14 protein-coding genes are annotated in these 16,382 nt (G+C 57.1%); 9 read left to right on the forward strand and 5 right to left on the reverse strand.

The window, feature by feature from the left end; genetic code table 11:
* Nucleotides 1-105: 105 nt before the first annotated feature.
* Complete coding sequence (locus ACO2Q8_RS21440) at nucleotides 106-681, forward strand: YdeI/OmpD-associated family protein (protein WP_423346911.1); 576 nt, start codon at nucleotides 106-108, stop codon at nucleotides 679-681.
* 7 nt (nucleotides 682-688) lie between these two features.
* Here ACO2Q8_RS21440 and ACO2Q8_RS21445 read toward each other — a convergent pair whose 3' ends face one another.
* The gene (locus ACO2Q8_RS21445; RefSeq protein ID WP_423346912.1) at nucleotides 689-1,615 is read right to left on the reverse strand and encodes an outer membrane beta-barrel protein; all 927 of its coding nucleotides are present in this window, start codon (nucleotides 1,613-1,615) and stop codon (nucleotides 689-691) included.
* Between the two features lie 8 nt (nucleotides 1,616-1,623).
* On the opposite strand from ACO2Q8_RS21445, the gene ACO2Q8_RS21450 reads away from it, so the two are divergent.
* From ACO2Q8_RS21450 to ACO2Q8_RS21465, 4 genes are read left to right on the forward strand one after another with little or no spacing between them, the layout of a single operon-like run.
* The gene (locus ACO2Q8_RS21450; protein ID WP_423346913.1) at nucleotides 1,624-2,598 is read left to right on the forward strand and encodes a gliding motility protein; all 975 of its coding nucleotides are present in this window, start codon (nucleotides 1,624-1,626) and stop codon (nucleotides 2,596-2,598) included.
* Between the two features lie 41 nt (nucleotides 2,599-2,639).
* Nucleotides 2,640-4,454: an ABC transporter ATP-binding protein gene (locus ACO2Q8_RS21455; protein ID WP_423346914.1), complete on the forward strand. Its 1,815-nt coding sequence runs from the start codon at nucleotides 2,640-2,642 to the stop codon at nucleotides 4,452-4,454.
* Nucleotides 4,455-4,477: 23 nt separating this feature from the next.
* Entirely contained in the window at nucleotides 4,478-4,909 is a 432-nt protein-coding gene (locus ACO2Q8_RS21460) for a Fur family transcriptional regulator (RefSeq protein WP_423346915.1), read from the forward strand.
* Complete coding sequence (locus tag ACO2Q8_RS21465; protein ID WP_423346916.1) at nucleotides 4,909-6,717, forward strand: MutS-related protein; 1,809 nt, start codon at nucleotides 4,909-4,911, stop codon at nucleotides 6,715-6,717. Before ACO2Q8_RS21460 ends, ACO2Q8_RS21465 begins: the two co-directional genes overlap by 1 nt.
* Before the next feature lie 3 nt (nucleotides 6,718-6,720).
* Here the strand turns inward: ACO2Q8_RS21465 and ACO2Q8_RS21470 are convergent, their stop codons facing one another.
* The 3 genes from ACO2Q8_RS21470 to ACO2Q8_RS21480 form a co-directional block, all read right to left on the reverse strand.
* A complete protein-coding gene (locus ACO2Q8_RS21470; protein ID WP_423346917.1) occupies nucleotides 6,721-7,194 on the reverse strand; it encodes a hypothetical protein in 474 nt (157 codons plus the stop codon).
* Between the two features lie 18 nt (nucleotides 7,195-7,212).
* Entirely contained in the window at nucleotides 7,213-8,427 is a 1,215-nt protein-coding gene (locus tag ACO2Q8_RS21475) for an ATP-grasp domain-containing protein (RefSeq protein ID WP_423346918.1), read from the reverse strand.
* Between the two features lie 112 nt (nucleotides 8,428-8,539).
* On the reverse strand, nucleotides 8,540-10,003 hold the full coding sequence (locus tag ACO2Q8_RS21480) for a leucyl aminopeptidase family protein (protein WP_423346919.1): 1,464 nt from the start codon (nucleotides 10,001-10,003) through the stop codon (nucleotides 8,540-8,542).
* Between the two features lie 183 nt (nucleotides 10,004-10,186).
* Here ACO2Q8_RS21480 and ACO2Q8_RS21485 point away from each other — a divergent pair, with 183 nt between their 5' ends.
* Nucleotides 10,187-10,507, forward strand: coding sequence for a hypothetical protein (locus tag ACO2Q8_RS21485; protein ID WP_423346920.1), 321 nt, complete (start codon nucleotides 10,187-10,189; stop codon nucleotides 10,505-10,507).
* A 43-nt stretch (nucleotides 10,508-10,550) separates the two neighbouring features.
* On the opposite strand, the gene ACO2Q8_RS21490 is transcribed toward ACO2Q8_RS21485, so the two are convergent.
* A complete protein-coding gene (locus ACO2Q8_RS21490; RefSeq protein ID WP_423346921.1) occupies nucleotides 10,551-11,624 on the reverse strand; it encodes an alpha/beta hydrolase in 1,074 nt (357 codons plus the stop codon).
* A gap of 146 nt (nucleotides 11,625-11,770) precedes the next feature.
* On the opposite strand from ACO2Q8_RS21490, the gene ACO2Q8_RS21495 reads away from it, so the two are divergent.
* From ACO2Q8_RS21495 to ACO2Q8_RS21505, 3 genes are all read left to right on the forward strand, one after another.
* Nucleotides 11,771-13,405 carry a carboxylesterase/lipase family protein gene (locus tag ACO2Q8_RS21495; RefSeq protein ID WP_423347120.1) on the forward strand — a complete coding sequence of 545 codons (1,635 nt, stop codon included), beginning with the start codon at nucleotides 11,771-11,773 and terminating at the stop codon, nucleotides 13,403-13,405.
* Nucleotides 13,406-13,492: 87 nt separating this feature from the next.
* Nucleotides 13,493-14,380, forward strand: a complete 888-nt coding sequence (locus ACO2Q8_RS21500; RefSeq protein ID WP_423346922.1) for a dienelactone hydrolase family protein — start codon at nucleotides 13,493-13,495, stop codon at nucleotides 14,378-14,380.
* Nucleotides 14,381-14,544: 164 nt separating this feature from the next.
* Nucleotides 14,545-16,203: a carboxylesterase/lipase family protein gene (locus ACO2Q8_RS21505; protein ID WP_423346923.1), complete on the forward strand. Its 1,659-nt coding sequence runs from the start codon at nucleotides 14,545-14,547 to the stop codon at nucleotides 16,201-16,203.
* Nucleotides 16,204-16,382: the final 179 nt, after the last annotated feature.

A 16,382-nucleotide genomic window follows, 5' to 3' on the forward strand; every position in this document is an offset into this window, starting at 1 on the left:
GCCGGGCGGCCCCGTTTAGTCCGTGTTTTGGAGTTTATTCTCTCAAATTGGTCATTCTAACTCACACGGACTAAACGGGGCCGCCCGGCGGTCCGTGGGTACGGTATGCCGACATTTTTTGCAACGCCCGCCGAATTTCGCCAGTGGTTGGCGGAGAACCACGAAACCGAGAAAGAAATCTACGTCGGTTTCTACAAAGTCGGATCGGGCAAACCGAGTGTGACCTGGCCGCAGTCGGTCGATGAAGCCCTGTGTTTTGGCTGGATTGATGGCATCCGGAAATCCATCGACGAAACCAGCTACCAGATCCGGTTTACGCCCCGCAAACCCAAAAGCATCTGGAGCGCCGTCAACATCAAACGCATCGGCGAACTCGCTGAACAGGGGCTGGTGCATCCGGCCGGTCTGAAGGTATTTGAGGAGCGGGATTTAAAAAGAGCCGGGCTGTATTCGCACGAGAACGAGGCCAAAGAGCTGGATGCGGTTTCGGAAGCCCGGTTGAAAGCCAACGAAAAAGCATGGGCATTCTTTCTGAAACAGGCCGGTTCATACCGAAAAGCGGTGGTGTACTGGCTGTTGAACGCCAAACAGGAAGCGACCCGCCAGAAGCGCCTGGCCCAGCTAATCGAAGATTCCGCGAATGGCCGGAAAGTCACACCCTTCCGGCGTCCCGGTGAGTAAGTGCCTGTCAAAATTTCAGCCCCAAATCCAGCGAAACCGTGTGGTTTTTTGATACCAGATCCCGCGCCCGGGCCACGTCGGTCAGGCCACGCTGGTAGCTGACGCCCAGGATCAGCGCCTGGCTCTGGTTCAGACGATATTGGATGCCTGTGCCAAGCAGCAAACTGAGGCTGCCCCGGCTATACTGGCGGCTGTAAGTGCCGTTGTCTTCGGCGTACTGAAACAGGCCATTATGGTCGGAGTCCAGCGGTTTTTCGGCCAGTTTGATGTTGATCAGCCCGCCGGTCTGGATGTAAAACCGGGCGTTCGGGAACAGGTTGTTGGCGTACATTTTGACCGAAGCCGGAAGTTGCAGATACTGAAGGTTATACACCGAGCGTTGCAGTTTAGCGCCGGGGTCCCAGACGGGCTGGCCAAACTGCCCCGGAATCAGGTAGCCCGACCGGTGAATGGTGTACCAAATCCCCGAACTGAATGAATACCGGTCTTTGAAAAAGAAATAATCGATGCTGGGGCCGATACTCATGCGCAGGGCGGCCCCGTTTTTCCGAAAACCGGCGTACGAACCGAAGCCTTCGGCCGTGTTAAACGTCACGGAGGGAGCCACCCGGAAGCTCATCTCGATCAGCTTCTGCGGGGGCGCGTAGTCGATGTCCGGTTCCTGAATCCGGCGAAAAACCCGCTCGGTTTCGCGGCTGGTGCGTTCCTCGTCGTTGGTCCGGCGGGTGCGGTTGCGGGGGGGCGACTGCCCCCAGCCGTCGTCTTCATCAGCTGTTCGCTGCGATTTGCGGGGCTCCTGCACCGTGACGCGGCCCTGGCCGTGAGCGTTCGTCAGCGAGATCGCCAACAGGAGGATACCAGCGATTGCCGGTTTAGAAAGCCGGTAGAAACCCAACTTTTTCGTAAATTTGTATGTTTCCAAGAGAACGCTCATTAGTACGAATGAAAATCCGGTCTGTTGTTTTTGGTCTAGTAAGTATACTCATTTTCAATGCCTGTTCCAAAACGGAGGAACTGGTAACCATCGAACGGCCGGAACAGCAGCTTTTTGGCTCCCGAAAACCGGAACAGATCCGCCAGTGGCTGGACGAGCACAAAGCGGTTGCGCAGGCGTATTTCGGGACCACCCGCTTCGGGCAGGATACGGCGTTGGTGAATGAATTGCTCAAACGAGTTAACGATAAGGAGCTTGACGTATTGTACAAGCAGGTCAATGCCGAGTTTGGCACGATGGGCGACGTTCAGGATCAACTCTCGGAAGCTTTCAACCGTATTCACGAAAATTTCCCCGACTTCAAACCGCCGAAGGTCGCCACGATGGTGTCGGGCTTTATGGGGCCGGACCTGGTCATCACCGACAGCCTGATCGTGATTGGATTGGATTATTTTGCGGGACCAGCGGCCAAATACCGCCCCATCGGCGTGCCGGGCTACCTGCTGCGCCGGTACCAGAAAGAATACATCGTTCCGACGATTTTGTTTGCGGTTTCCGAACGATTCAACAAAACGAACGAACAGGACCAAACGTTGCTGGCCGACATGGTGTATTACGGTAAAGGCTACGTGTTCACGAAAGCCATGCTGCCCCAAACGCCCGACAGCCTGGTTATCGGATACACCGAAAAGCAATTGACGCAGACCTACAACGTGCAGGAAGACATCTGGGCGTATTTTATCGATGCCAAATTGTTGTACGAAGTGAGCCCGGCCATCAAAAACCGGTACCTCAGCGAACGCCCTTTCACGGCCGAAATCGGCAGCAAAAGCCCCGGTGCGCTTGGACGCTGGGTCGGCTGGCGGATTGTCGGGAAGTATTTTGACGAAAAAGAACCCGGCATCAAGGCGCTGATGGACAACGCCAACGCCCGGCAGATTTTCGAACAGTCGGGCTACAAGGGATTAAAAGACGAAGACTGATACAATAAACGAAGCGGTTGGCCGACCCTACTGAAAAAAGAATGGCAAAGCGAGGACGAAGTTCGGACGAAAACGAAGAAGATAAAAAAGTAAAAGTGACCCGGGATGCGCTGCAAAAATCGCTGCGGCTGTTCCGGTTTATCCGGCCCTACCGCTGGTATTTCATCGTCGGGCTGGTGTTTTTGCTGCTGTCGTCGGCCACCACGATGGTGTTCCCGAAACTGCTGGGCGATATTCTGAAGGTGGTCGAAGAAAAGGTGTCGACGGGTTCGCTCAACCAGTTGACGCTGGCGCTGTTTGGCCTGCTGGTGATTCAGTCGGGTTTTTCGTTTGCGCGGGTGTATCTGTTCGCGCAGGTCAGCGAGCGGTCGATGGCCGACGTTCGGCGGGCGGTTTACCAAAAAATCATCACGCTGCCGGTTTTCTTTTTTGAGCAACGGCGCGTAGGCGAACTGACGAGCCGCATTTCGTCGGACGTGACGCAGTTGCAGGACGTGCTGTCGACGACGCTGGCCGAGTTTCTGCGCCAGATCATCACGCTCTTTGCCGGGATTGCCCTGATTTCGTTTACCTCTCTGAAACTGACCGGTTTTATGCTGGCGACGGTGCCGGTGGTGGTCATCGCAGCCATTTTCTTCGGGCGGTTTATCCGGAAACTGTCGCGGAAAGCGCAGGACGAACTGGCCCAGGCCAACGTCGTGGTCGAAGAAACCTTGCAATCGGTGAGCGTCGTCAAGGCGTTTACGAACGAACCCTACGAAGTCCGGCGGTATTCGACGGCCCTCGATAAGGTGGTGATGAATGCCCTTCGCGTCGCTAATTACCGGGGCGGTTTTGTCTCGTTCATTGTGTTTGCCCTGTTTGGCGGCATTGTCGGCGTGGTCTGGTATGGCGCGCGGCTAATGCTGGCGGGCGAGCTGAGCTTTTCGCAACTCGTCACGTTCGTAATTTATACCATGTACATCGGCGGGGCCGTGGGCGGTTTGGGCGATCTGTACGCCCAGATTCAGCGGACCATCGGAGCCTCGGAGCGGATTCTGGACATTCTGGAAGAACCCTCCGAAGTGGACTTGCCCATGACCGAATCGACGGCATTGACGGTGCCGTTGCAGGGCGATGTGCGGTTCCAGAATGTGCAGTTCTCGTATCCCTCGCGGCCCGATGTGGAGGTGCTGAAAGGCATCTCGTTGCAGGTTCCGGCGGGGCATAAAATTGCGCTCGTCGGCCAGAGCGGGGCCGGAAAATCGACCATTGTGCAGTTGTTGCTGCGGTATTACGCCACGACGGGCGGTTCGATTACCGTCGACGGACGCCCGATTCAGGACATCGACATCCGGTATTTGCGCCAGAACATTGCCGTCGTGCCGCAGGAAGTGATCCTATTCGGCGGGACGATTCTGGAAAACATTGCCTACGGAAAACCGGGTGCCACCGAAGCCGAGGTGCTGGAAGCCGCCCGGAAAGCCAACGCGCTCGACTTTATCGAATCGTTCCCGGAGAAATTCCAGACGGTGGTGGGCGAGCGGGGCGTCAAGCTCTCGGGCGGTCAGCGGCAGCGGATTGCCATTGCCCGCGCCATTCTGAAAGACCCGGCCATCCTGATTCTGGACGAAGCCACCAGTTCGCTCGATGCCGAGTCGGAACGGCTGGTGCAGTCGGCGCTGGACGAGTTGATGCAAAACCGTACGACCATCATCATTGCCCACCGGCTGGCGACCATCCGGAAAGTCGACACGATTTACGTCATCCGCGAAGGCCAGATCAGCGAAACCGGCACGCACGACGAACTAAGTTTGCTGGAAGACGGTTTGTACGCGAATCTGGTTAAATTGCAATTTGAAACCACGGATCATTAAACGCCGTACCGGCTTTTGAGCCCATGAAAACAGCCATTAAACAGACCCTGGATGACTTCCATCTGCGGCACACAAGTTGTCGGGAAGGCGTACTGGATACGTTTTTCTCGGCCAATTACGCCCTGGCGCACCACGATATCGAAGAAAGCCTGAAAGCCGACTTCGATCGGGTGACCATTTACCGGACACTCAAAACGTTTGTCGATAAAGGCATTCTGCACAAAGTTCTCGACGACGAAGGCGGGTTAAAGTACGCCCTATGCCGCGAAACCTGCGCCCAGGATCACCACCAGCACGACCACGTTCACTTCAAATGCCAGCAGTGCGGCCAAACCACCTGCCTGGAAAATACGCTGATTCCGGCTGTCAGCCTGCCGGATGGGTACAGCCGCAAAGAAACCAATCTGCTGATTCAGGGCGTTTGTTCGCTTTGTAATAAAAACGTTGCGCACTGATGCCGGAGACGATTTTTTCGGAGCGCGAAACCCGGTTTTTGCAGGAAGAACTGAAAGCCCGGGCGGGCTACAACCGCCTGGCAATTTTGCGGGTCGTCTGGTTCGTCGGGGCGGTTTTTGGGCTTTATTTTCTGATCGACCGGGGGCAAACCGCCGGGGCCATTGGCCTGGGCTTGCTCGCGGTGGTCGGTTTTCTGGTGCTGCTGAAACGCCACCAGGCCGTACAGCGCCGACGGGACCGCGCCCGCTGGCTGGCCTTCATCAACCGCGACGAAACCAACCGGCTCGACCGTAAATTTCTCCGCCCCGAAACCGGCCTGAACTTCGCGGACCCGAACCATCCCTACGCGGGCGACCTCGACGTTTTTGGGAATCATTCGCTGTTCCGGCTGCTGAACCGGACGCATACCTACGCGGGAAGCCGCAAACTGGCCTCGTACCTGCTCTCGCCCGTGCCCCTCAGCCAGGTGCTGCTCCGGCAGGATGCCGTGGCTGAGTTAAAACCGCTGCTCGACTGGCGGCAGGAACTGGCGGCTTTGGCCTACCTGAACCCGACCGTCGGCGATTCCCCGCAGGAACTGAAAAGCTGGGCCACCAAACCGGCCGAACCGCTGCCGGGCTATCTGCTGATCCTGCGCTGGCTGCTGCCGACCCTGACGCTGGGGCTGATCGGTTTCTGGCTGGCCGGGCTGCTGCCGGGCTGGTCCGTGACGGTGTCGCTGCTGGTTCATGCGCTCGTACTGAGCCGCGTGGCCGAGCGGGCCAAAAACGTCAGCGAACAGACGTATGCGATGGTCGAAGCCCTGAAGACGTACCGGGATCTGCTCAAACACCTCGAAAATCCGGTTTTTCAATCCGCCCTGCTGCACCGGATTCAAACCGTAACGAAACTTGAAAACCGCTCGGCGGCTGATGCGATTGGCAGGCTGGGCCGCTTAGTCGAAAACCTGAATTTTCGCCGAAATCCGTATTTCTTTCTCCTGTTCGGGATTCTGACGCTCTGGGATGTGCATTACCTCCAGGCACTCGACCGCTGGAAGAACACCTACGGTCCGCATCTGGCCGACTGGCTCGACGCCCTGGCCGAAGCCGAAGCCCTCAACAGCCTGGCCGGTCTGGCCTACGCGCACCCCGACTACGCTGTGCCGGATTTTCAGGAAGAAACGCTGCACCTTGACGCCCGGCAGGCCCGGCATCCGATGCTGGTGACGGGCCGGAGCGTGGCCAATTCGCTCACGATCAACGGGAACGGCCAAACGGTTTTGATTACCGGTTCGAATATGTCGGGCAAAAGTACGTTTCTGCGGACCATCGGCACTAACTTGGTGCTGGCGCTGGCCGGGTCGGTGGTGGCCGCCGAACGGTTTGTCTGCTCGCCGGTGCAGGTGTTCACGAGCATGCGGACGCAGGATTCGCTGGAAGAAAACACCTCCTCGTTTTACGCGGAATTGAAACGCCTGAAAACGCTGATCGACCGCACGCGGCAAATCAGCAACTGGCCGGTTTTGTATTTTCTGGACGAAATTCTGAAAGGCACCAACTCCGCCGACCGGCATCGGGGGGCACGGGCACTGATTCTGCAACTGCACGAAACGACGGCTTCCGGTTTTGTCTCGACCCACGACGTGGAACTGGGCGAACTGGCCGCATCGCATCCCTTTGTGCACAACTACAGCTTCAATTCGGACGTGATTGAGGGCCAATTACACTTCGATTACCAACTGCGCCAGGGCGTTTGCCGCAGCTTCAACGCCAGCCAGTTGATGGAAAGCATTGGCATTGAAATGCATAAGTTTCAGGAGGGGTAGTTATTACTCGTACTTCAACGGAATCGAAGGAAGGTCTAAACGAGCCAGACTCCAGTTTAACCCCGTTAGGATGGAAGCCGGTGCCAGTTGCCATTCCCGCTCAGAGTGAACTTTCCAAACCACATCGATCTGGTGTTTCAGGAAATACGTTTCCGAAGTACCGTCCGTAAGATCATTTGTCCAGACTGGATTGATCTGGTATAGTTTTTTCCCTTTGGTAATTCGTAACGCAGACCCGCCCTGATCGGCTAAATCAAAAGGCAAATAGCACGTAGGCTGATCGGAAAGCAGCATATTTTTCCAGAGATGAATTAATAAAGCTACCTCGGTTTTCTTTTCGGTATTTTCGTCTTCTATTTTGAAGAAATCACCCAGCCAGGTTGTATCCGCTATAAATACGTGCGATATGGTTCCATCAATTTTGATGAACAGATCATTCGTGCAACCTCCATGTTCATCCAGCAAAATTCTTAGCATCACCTTTTTGGGGCATGGTTAATTCGTCGGTTTGTCCGGAACCGGGGCCGATGCGTGGTAGTCCCGGTAAATCCGCTCCATGTAGTCGTCCAGGAGGTGCAAAACCCGCTCCCTTGCAGGTGATTTGACGAGAAAACCGACGTGGTATTCCTTGTTGATGCGCCAGACGATTTCGGCGTCCGAAAAACCGTCGGTGTTCGGCCATTGCTGGCGGGCGAGCGAGATGATCAATCCGGCATAGTGGTTCTGCACGTCCGGCAATTCATACGCTTCGTCGCGGGCCAGGGAGGTTTCGAGCTGGGCCCATTCGCGCCAGAGGTTGATGCCTGACGAGGCTTCGACCAGTTCGGCGATGTTGGCCCCGCCCACGCGCGAAGAGGTTTCCAGAAAATAATATTCGCCGTCGTGGTCGCCCCGGATGTACTCGGAATGCGACGCGCTGGACTGCATCCGGAACGCCCGTAAAACCGCTTCATTCAGCGCGTACAAACTCCGCGCTTCGTCGGAATCGAACGGCAGAATGGCCGTCCGGAACACGCCCCCGCCGTGGGCCACTTCCATCGGCGTCGCCAGGTACTGACTGGCCCGGGTAAACAGCACCTGGCCGTTCAGCGACAGCGAATCGACGTGGAAAACCCGGCCCGGCCGGAACTGCTCGATCAGAAACTGGTGCCGGTGGTCGCCCAGCGAATGAATCACCTGCCAGGCTTCGTCCAGCGAATGAACTTTCTTGATGCCGGTCGCCGAGGCTTCCGAACGCGGTTTGATGAGCCAGGGCGCTTCCGTGCTGCGCAGAAATTCCGTAATGGTTTCGTCGTGAAACAAGCTGCTGAAGGCCGGAACCCGGATGCCTTCGGCGGCCGCCCGCATCCGCATCGCCAGCTTGTCGCGGAAAAACCGGGCTGTGGTCTGCCCCATGCCCGGAATCCGGAACGTCTCGCGCACGAGGGCGGCTTTTTCGACGTCGAAATCATCCAGCGCCACCACCCGGTCGATCCGGCAGGAACGCATCGTGTGGGCCAACCCAGTGATCATCACATCCAGATTCTGTGACGAGTTGTCCTGCGAGGGCAGGTAAAAGAATTCATCAACGGCATCGCGGGGCCAGGGCTGGTCGGCCAGCTTCTCGTAGGTGAGCAGATACACGGTATTGCCCGCTTCCTTGCAGGCTTTCAGAAAAGCTTCTCCCTTAAAATACGTCGAAATGCAAAGAAAGGACAACGGCTGAGTCATATCGATTGGAGGATTAATTTTTGATGGGAACACTGATCCAACGGATTGAACGGATTTAAACTGATTTATCCGTTTTTATCTGTTAAATCCGTCCAATCCGCGTTCCCATCCATCACAGATTTCGCAAAAAATCAAGTAATAACCGAATTCCAAAACCGGTGGCGTTCTTTTGTGTCCCGAATTCGGTGTCGGCGAAGGCCGTACCAGCAATGTCCAGGTGGGCCCAGGCCGGGTGCGATTCGGTGAACACTTCCAGAAACTTGGCCGCGCTGATAGCACCCGCCATCGGTTTTCCGCTGAAATTTTTCAGATCGGCCACATCCGACTGAATGTCTTCCTTGTACACATCCCAGAGCGGCAACGGCCAGAGCTGTTCGCCGGTTTGTTTAGCCGATCGCAGAAGTTGGGCCGTCAGATCGTCGTTGTTGCTGAACAACCCGGCGGCATGGTAGCCGAGCGTGGCAATAACGCTGCCCGTCAGCGTCGCGAGGTCGATCAGCACATCTGGTTTAAAATTGCGGACCATGTAGCCCAGCCCATCAGCCAGAATGATGCGGCCTTCCGCGTCGGTGTCGATCACTTCGATGGTTTTGCCGAGGTACGAGCCAATCACGTCGCCCGGTTTGGTGGCGTTGCCGTCGACCATGTTTTCCGTCGAGGGTACAATGCCGATCAGGTGCACCGGCAGCTTCAGTTTGGCGGCAATTTCGAGCGTACCGAGCACCGCAGCGGCCCCGCCCATGTCACTCTTCATCAGGTGCATACTGGCCGACGGTTTGATCGAAATCCCGCCCGTGTCGAACGTAATGCCTTTGCCGACCAAACCAACTTTTTTGGTAGCTGGCTGGCCTTCCGGTTTGTATTCGGCAATGATGAAAACCGGCGGATGAGCGCTGCCCTGATTGACGCTCAGGAGTGCCTGAAGGCCCTGCCGCTCAATCCCGGCCTGATCGAAAACCGTCACCGAATACCCATATTGCTGACCCGAAGCCACGGCCCAGTCGGCCAGCGTTTGCGGGGTTTTGTAATTCGAGGGCGAATTCATTAGGTCCAGCATCTGGCGGTGCGTGGTCGCCAGGGCGTCGGCACGGGCGAGAATGGGCTGAGCGGTTTCCTGCTGGTTTTCCGCAATGACGATCTCCAAGTGGCCTTCGTCGCCGTAGAACTCACCCGGCTGCGGTTTGTCGGTCACGTGCAGTTTGAGGTCGTAGCCGCCCCAGCGGATGCCCAGCACGACCGATTCGATGAACTCCGCATCAAAATCGCTCAGGTCGACGGACACGGTTTCGGTCAGCCGGTTTTTTTGCCGGAAAAACAGGTCACGAAACGCCCGCAGCCAGATCATCGCGCTGGGCTCTTTGCCCAAACCGAGCAGGTAAATCTTTCGGCCATCGGGCTGGTAAACCGGCAAGGCTTCCTTGAAATCGGCTTTAAAATCGTGTTGCAAGGCCGAAGCGGGCAGGTTCAGCCGACTCGCCAGGGCGTCGAGGACGTTGGCAAGTTCGTCGGTTTGCGCAACCGGAATGATCAGCGTTTGACCGGCTGGCTTTTGTCCGGCGGTGAGTTGAATTTGCATCGTTAAAAATACGATCAAATTGAAATGCTTACGACGTATTTCGCGGTTCTCGTACGCGATTTTTGTTGGCCGTTGTGAATCAGCTACTTTCGCTTTCCCGGTTGGAAAACAAGTAACAAAACTAAAATTTAACTAGCCACAAGCGGCTTGTTTTCGGAACTTTACGGGCCGAAATGTAATACGATGACGTACCAACCGCTACCCCAACCCGAAAAATACCGCCTGCTCGACCATTCGGTTCGCCTGGTGTGGGAGAATTTGACGCTGCCCCAGATCAACTGGCTAGTCAAACAGTCTTTCTATTTCAAGGAGTTTCTGTTTGCCGATCTTTCCTACTACGGCCAGGTCTTCTCGCTCGACATCAAGATTGGGCCGGACCAGTTGACGACGCTGTATTTTCCCAAGTCCGAGGTGGGCACGATGACCGACGAAATGATTCGGCAAATCATCGATGAACTGAGCCGGGTTCCGGTCGAAGCGCCCGACGTGATCGGAGCCGACTAGCCGCCGGTTGAGCCATCAGGCTCCCCAAGTTGGCGGAGTTGACTTAAAAAAACAACCATTCGACGGCTGGCGGAAATTCCCGGCCCCAACGACTCTCATTGTGTTCGCCCTGTGGATCGACCGCGAGCCGGATGTCGACGGTTTCGCTGCCCGGTCGTTGCAACAACGCTTTTTGCAACCGCTGGATGGCGGGCACCATGTATTTCGATTCCTGCTCCCCGCCGTACAAATAGACCTTCATTGCTTCCCGATGCGAAAACCGCAGCGCATCGCCGTACACCTTCGGCGTCGTCCAGAGCGACGGGGAGAAAATCAGCAGCCGTCCGAAAACCGTCGGGTGGAGCAAACCGGCGTACACGCTAATCAACCCGCCCATCGAACTGCCGCCCATGCCCGTCTGCGCCCGCTCCGGTTGGGTGCGGTAGGTCGCGTCGATGTACGGTTTTAGTGTCTGAACCACAAAATCGAGGTACGCGCGGCCCCGGCCCTCGGCCAGGCGGGTGTGGTACGGCTGGTATTCGGCAATGCGTTCGGTTTCGCCGTGGTCGATGGCAACGATAATTAGTTGATGGTGCTGCCGGTGGGCCAAAACCGCCAGTTTCTGGTCGATGGTCCAGTTGCCGAACGGCGAACCTTCCCCGAACAGATTTTGCCCATCGTTCAAATACAAAACCGGGTAGCGGGTGTTGGTCGAATCGTAATCGTGTGGCAACAACACCTGAATCCGGCGTGTGGTGTCGAGTTGCGGGATGGGAAAGGCATCGCTGAGCAGGTCGACGCGGGGCCGAAAAGCCGGGTTGAACGGCAGGCCCTGCCAGCGCCAGTGCGGCACCACGTCGTGAACGGTTCTGCTTTCGGGCTCAACGCGCCGGTTCGGCACGCTCTCCCCCGCATCGCTCAGTTCCACCGAATCCCAGCCACCGCGCGTGTATTTGTATTCCAGCGTCGACGGACTCGCCCCGTCGACCGGAAGCGCCAGTGTATACTGGCCGGGGCCGGTTTTTTGCATTCGAAAGGCTTCGACGTCGGGATACCACTGGCAAAACGGGCTAGAGACGAAAACCGGGCGGTCGTCGTCGGATGGCGTGGTCAGGAGCAGGCGGAGGGAGGCAGCCATATGTGCTGACAAAGGTTATGATTGTGTTGAAAGTACATATTGAAAATTGTCTTATCTTGTTGCAAAATTGGACATCCACGACCAAAAAGTTGGCAAACGGTCGTGCCGGGATAGTCAATTTGCCATTTTACACAAAATAAACCATGATGAAAACCCTGTTAACCTGGATGGCCTTGAGTAGTACGCTCCTGGCGTCGGTTGCGGAAGCGCAGTCGGGCAAAGCGCCACAAGTCAAAATTGCCAACGGGACGCTGGAAGGTGTTACCGAAGCCAGCGGCATCCGCGCGTTCAAAGGCATTCCGTTTGGTCAGCCGCCGGTGGGCGAGTTGCGCTGGAAAGAACCGCAGCCGGTCAAAAACTGGACGGGCGTCCGGAAAGCCGACCAGTTTGGCCCCCGCGCCATGCAACTCGCGGTGTTTGGCGACATGAATTTCCGCTCCAACGGCATGAGCGAAGACTGCCTTTACCTGAATGTATGGACGCCTGCCAAGTCGGCGAAGGAAAAGCTGCCGGTGCTGGTGTATTTCTACGGGGGCGGTTTTATCGCGGGTGATGGTTCGGAGGGCCGGTACGACGGCGAAAGCATGGCGACGAAAGGCATTGTGGCGCTGACGGTCAATTACCGGCTTGGCGTATTCGGTTTTATGGCGCACCCCGAATTGACGAAGGAATCTCCTCACCAGGCGTCGGGCAATTATGCGTACCACGACATGGCTGCGGCCCTGCGCTGGGTGAAGCAGAACATTGCCGCGTTCGGGGGCGACCCCAACCGGGTGACGATTGCCGGGGAGTCAGCGGGTTCGATTGCGGTGAGCGGCCTGATGGCATCGCCCCTGTCGAAAGGCCTGATCAACGGCGCGATTGGTGAAAGTGGGTCGCTGCTCGGCGGACTGCCGCCGGTTCCGCTGGCAAAAGGTGAGGAGGCCGGGGTGGCTTTTGCAAAAGCCGTCGGAGCCAATTCATTGGCCGACCTACGGGCCATTCCCGCGCAACAACTGCTCGAAGCGACCGGCAAACCGGGAATGCCCCGGTTCAGCGCGACGGTCGACGGGTATTTCTTCCCGAAAGCACCGTTGGAAATCTTTACGGCGGGCGAACAGGCTCACGTTCCGCTGCTCGTCGGCTGGAATTCGGAGGAAATGACCGGCCGGGCCATTCTGGGCAAGGAAGCACCCACGCCCGAAAATTACGCCAATGCCGTGAGAAAACTCTACGGTGACCGCGCCGAGGAAGTCCTGAAACTGTATCCGGCTACGAACGAAGAGGAAGTGCTGGAAGCGTCCACGGCGCTGGCGGGCGACCGGTTTTTGGGCTACAGTACCTGGAAATGGGCCGACGTGCAGAGCAAAACCGGCGGCAAACCGGTGTACCGCTACTATTACTCCCGGCCGCGTCCGCCGATGGTGCCCGAAATGGGCAATGCCACGCCCGGTCTGGCCGGTGGCGTTGTGAAGTCGACGGACCCGAACGCCGTGAAAGTGCCACCCGCCCGGGGTGCGGTTCACTCGGCCGAAATCGAGTACGCGATGGGCAATTTGCCGAAAAACAAGGTGTTTGCCTGGACGCCCGACGACTACAAAGTTTCCGAGGTGATGCAGCAGTTTTTCGCGAACTTCATCAAAACCGGCAATCCGAACGGCAATGGCTTACCCAACTGGCCCGCTGTCGACCCCAGCGGCCAGGCGGTTTCGTTCATGCAGATTGATGTGAACACCCGGCTGGAAACCGAGAAAAACCGGGGGCGTTACCTCTTCCTCGACCCGTATTACACGAAGCAGTGAGTAAAACCGGAAGCCCTGTCAGCGCCAAACCCCTGACAGGGGTATCGCTGACAGGGAATTCAACCAGAAAAACCAAACCCATTAACCATGAGTGAACTCAAAAAAGAAAACATCAAACAGGAGGTGTTTGACCTGTACGACGATTATGCGCACAACCGCATCGACCGGCGGGAGTTTGCGCAGCAGTTGTCGACCTATGCCGTGGGCGGCCTGACGGTGGCGTCGTTGATGAGCTTTCTGATGCCCGATTACAAAGGCAACATTCAGGTGAAAGCCGACGACCCGCGCCTGAAAACGGAAACCGTCACGTATCAGTCACCGAAAGGGGGCGGTAGCATCAAGGCGCAGTTGGCCATGCCCGCCGACGCGAAGAAAAAGCTGGGCGGGATTATTGTTGTCCACGAAAACCGGGGCCTAAATCCGTACATCGCCGACGTGGGCCGCCGGGCCGCGCTGGCCGGTTTTGTGTCGATTGCGCCGGATGCCCTGACGCCCCTGGGCGGTTATCCGGGCAACGACGACGAGGGCCGGGCGCTGCAAAGCAAGCGGAATCGCGACGAAATGCTCGAAGATTTTATTGCCGCCTACGATTTTCTGAAAACCAACAACAACTGCAACGGCAAAATCGGGGTGGTCGGGTTTTGCTTTGGCGGCTGGATTTCCAACATGATGGCAGTTCGGATTCCCGGTCTGGCGGCTGCGGTGCCGTTTTACGGGGGCCAACCGACGGCCGAAGATGTGCCCAAAATCAACGCTCCGCTGCTGCTGCATTACGGCGAACTCGATACCCGGGTGAACGAAGGCTGGCCCGCCTACGAAGCCGCCCTGAAGAAGAACAACAAAGTGTATCAGGCGTATATGTACCCGAATGCCAACCACGGTTTTCACAACGATACCACGCCCCGCTACGACAAAGCAGCCGCCGAACTAGCCTGGAAACGCACGATTGACTTTTTCAGCCAAAAACTGGCGTAACCGTTCGCGGGCTGAGTACTCAGTTAAAATAAGTTTAGAGTTTTTGGTTTATAGTCTATTGTTGCCTGGGATAAGTGTCTGACTAAGCCAGATGTGCTTTTTTTTCACTATAAACGATAGACTATCAACTACTTAACTCCTTACCCCTTCTCCCTCCTTGAATCATGAAACCGTCAAGACGTAATTTTTTGCAATCGCTGGGCGTCAGTGTGGCCGGTGTGGGCCTGGCGCAGGAAGCGGTGGCCGCTCCGGTGCGCCCGCCCAAAACCGCCAAACCGGCGGGCGACGATCAGGTGCTGTTTGTGGGCGATACCATCGCCATTGCCAACACGGAATACGGCAAAGTCCGGGGCTTTGTGCTGCGGGGCATCCATCAGTTTTTGGGCATTCCGTACGGGGCCGATACCTCGGGTAAAAACCGGTTTATGCCTCCGCAAAAACCGACGCCCTGGACCGACGTGCGGCCGACGCTCTGGTGGGGCAACTCGGCTCCGCAGATCATGGAAAAACGGTATTCTAACGTCTATGCCTCGTTTGTCGATCACTGGAACTACGACGATGTGTCGGAAGACTGCCTGAAACTGAACGTCTGGACGCCCGCGCCGGATGCCCAGAAACGGCCGGTGGTGGTCTGGCTGCACGGGGGCGGTTTTACCAACGGCAACGGCATCGAGCAGGATGGCTACCACGGCGAAAACCTGGCCCGGCTGGGCAACATCGTGTTCTGTTCGATTAACCATCGGCTGGGGGCGCTGGGCTACACGCACCTGAAAGCCGCCGGGGGGCATCCGGCCTCCGGGAACGTCGGGAATCTGGACATGGTGGCCGCGCTCGAATGGGTGAAAAACAACATTGCCAACTTCGGCGGAGATCCCAACAACGTCACGATCATCGGGCAGTCGGGGGGCGGGGCCAAAGTGACCACGCTGATGAACATGCCGTCGGCCAAAGGCTTGTTTCACAAGGCGGTGGCCCTGAGCGGCAGTTCGCTGTCGGGCGTCAATCCGGAATATGCCGAAAAACTGGGACTGAAAGTGATGGAGGAAGCGGGACTGAAACCGGGCGAAATCGACAAACTTCAGCAGATTCCGTGGCGGCAATACATCGACATTGCCAACCGGGCCGTCGACAAAATGGCCGATGAAGCCAAACGGCTCAACCTCCCGAGGGGCGGTTTTTCGCCGGTGGCCGATGGCGTCACGATGAACGGCGGGGCATTTTTCAGCGATCCGAACCATTTCTCGGCCGACATTCCGCTGCTAATCTGCTCGACCTTCCATGAGCAAAGCCCCAGCCGGACCGACGCGGCTCTGGAGAACATTTCGCTGGCGGAGGTGAAAGAACGGGTCAAACCGCGCTTTGGCGACAAAGCCGGGGAGGTGGTGGATGCCTACGCCAAAAACTTCCCGAAGGCCCGGCCGATCGAGATCTGGTCGCTGGTGGTGTCGAACCGCAAGAACGCCGTAGCAGCCGCGAATGCGAAGGCGTCACAGCAGAAAGCGCCCGTGTACGTGGCCTGGTTTGGCTGGCAGCCGCCCCTGTTCGACGGCCGGATGCGGGCGTTCCACTGCAACGACATTTGCTTCTGGTTTTACAACACCGACCTGATGCTGACGCACACGGGCGGGGGCAAACGACCCCGGGCGTTGTCGGAAAAGATGGCCCGGTCGTTCCTGAATTTTGCCAAAACCGGCAACCCCAACGGGGGCGGTTTACCGACCTGGAAACCGTATACCGTCCAGAACGGCGAAACGATGGTGCTGGACGACAGCCCCCTGCTGGTCAACGACCCCGACCGCGAAGCAAGGAAGGCGCTGGTGTGACCGGTTTTGTCGCCGAGTAAAGCTGAACGCCCCGATTGGTCCAATCGGGGCGTTTTTTGTTAGGAGGGAACCCATTCATCAATACCCGACTGGAATAACAAAAAGTCGGGAAGGGCCTGTCTTATAGCCCATTCGCCCGCGGGAGAAAAGAAAAGCCGAAGCGGTTTGATAAGGGCTGG

The organism is Larkinella sp. VNQ87, from assembly GCF_049445795.1.
In the GTDB taxonomy this organism is placed as follows: Bacteria; Bacteroidota; Bacteroidia; order Cytophagales; family Spirosomataceae; genus Larkinella.